The organism is Acinetobacter sp. V2 (genome assembly GCF_001188385.1).
GTDB lineage: Bacteria > Pseudomonadota > Gammaproteobacteria > Pseudomonadales > Moraxellaceae > Acinetobacter > Acinetobacter oleivorans.
On record NZ_JZFB01000003.1, the window covers coordinates 60,245 to 62,118 of the forward strand.

1 protein-coding gene and 1 pseudogene are annotated in these 1,874 nt (G+C 45.7%); both read left to right on the forward strand.

Annotation, left to right across the window (positions count from 1 at the left end):
* Positions 1-169 (forward strand): annotated as a pseudogene (locus UC75_RS21295) (iron ABC transporter permease); the annotation flags it as partial.
* 139 nt (positions 170-308) lie between these two features.
* Positions 309-1,874 (forward strand): TonB-dependent receptor plug domain-containing protein (locus UC75_RS21300; protein ID WP_322842896.1); only part of this gene is annotated, 1,566 nt, incomplete at its 3' end.

Consider the following 1,874-nt stretch of genomic DNA (forward strand, 5'->3'; position numbering starts at 1 on the left):
CTACAAAGGCAAAATTATTTTTAATGATGCGGCGTTGCAACATGTGCGGGTCAATGCTGTGTTGCCTTTAGACCAAACCACAGATTCGCTTAAGCTTTTGGCTACGGTTTTTCCAGAGCTGAAAATTAAGCAAATCACGCCGTTTGTGGTCATGGTTTCTTTAAAATAATAAAAAATTAAATTTATTTTCAATTTTAGGTTCCACTTTTTTGAAAGTCGTTCGTCATAGTAAGTAGAAGCAATAAATATGGATCATTTTAATCAGTTGTATTGAATGATTCTTATTACGATTTACTGGGGCGGGGCAAATGAAAAAAGTGGGAACAGGGCAAAAGCGGAATCGATCGATTTTTCGATTCTCAACACTGGCGTTTGCGATACATGCTGTGTCGATGGGTGGGCTTGTTGTGCTTCCTATGCAGCAGGCCTATGCAGAAACAGCCGGAGTTAAAAGCTATAACATTCCTGCTGGCCGTCTTGCTAACGTACTGAATCAGTTTGCTGAACAATCGGGTACTTCAATTGCGATGGATGCCCAGCAACTTCAAGGGCTTCATAGCCTAGGCTTAAAAGGCAACTTTGTTGTCGAGCAAGGTTTTGAGCAGCTTTTAAAAGCAACCGAATTTAATGCTGTAAAGGTTGGGCAGGGCTACACACTCAGCAAAAAAACTACGCCGCGAGTCATTCCCGCTAAGGTTCAGGCCGCTAGCTTGCCGCCAAGTCATGCCGTAATTGAAGAAGATGCATCGGTACGACTCACGCCAATTGTGGTGTACGGCAAAGAAGACCGTGACACAGAAGGCTATAACAAAGTTTATGACGCAAACCGTTCTTCGGTCTATGCGGGCAAAGACTATGTCGAACGCTTTAAAGGAACCAACCCAGCCGATGTTTTACAAGGCATGGTGGGAGTCTATAGCGGCGATGCCCGCAACAGTGGCGCACTCGACCCAAGTGTACGTGGTGTGCAGGGTGTTGGTCGTGTGCCTTTAACCATTGATGGCACCGAACAGTCGATCGCAGTGTGGCGTGGCTACAACGGGGTAAACAACCGAAACTATATCGACCCCAATCTGATTGCGGGCATTGAAGTCATTAAAGGCCCATCTTTAGAGCGTAATACCACGACTTCTGTTGGCGGCGGTGTGGTAGTTAAAACGCTAGAGGCTGATGATATTGTTCGTCCGGGTAAGTCTTTTGGTGCTGAGTTAAAAGTAGAAGGCTCAACCAACTCAATCGATCCATCTTTGCCGGACATGAGTAAAGTGGGCCAAAACTACAATGACACAACGCCTTGGATCGACATGAATGGGGCCAAATATGACCCCGATATTTATAAAAAGAACCGGACCCGAAGTGATAATTCTCATTTTTCGGGCGACGACTTGGCGGGCCGACTGGCAATTGCCACCAAGCAAGATAAATTCGATTTACTGGCAGTCTATGCGGTACGTGAGCGCGGCAATTATTTCTCGGGCACACATGGCGCGGGCTACTATAAACGAGCGACACCAGACAGCAGCCTTGATTTTATTCCTTACTTTGCCTATGCCTATCAACCGGGCGATGAAGTTCCCAACACCTCAAGTCATATGGAGTCGTGGTTATTAAAAGGGACCTATCGCCCAACTGATAGCCAAACTCTTAAACTGACTTACCGAGATACCAAAAATATTTTTGGTGAAATTATGCCGTCTCGTATTGTTTGGGGCATTACGCCTGACTTGGGTGTTCCGCAGTGGCCTTTAAGCAATATTCACTCTAAAGCTTATAGCCTCGAATATAAGTTTAAGCCTGAGAATAATCGCTGGATTGATTTCTACGCCAACATTTGGCAAACCGACACCGAAAGCCAGACATACACACGTGGCGGG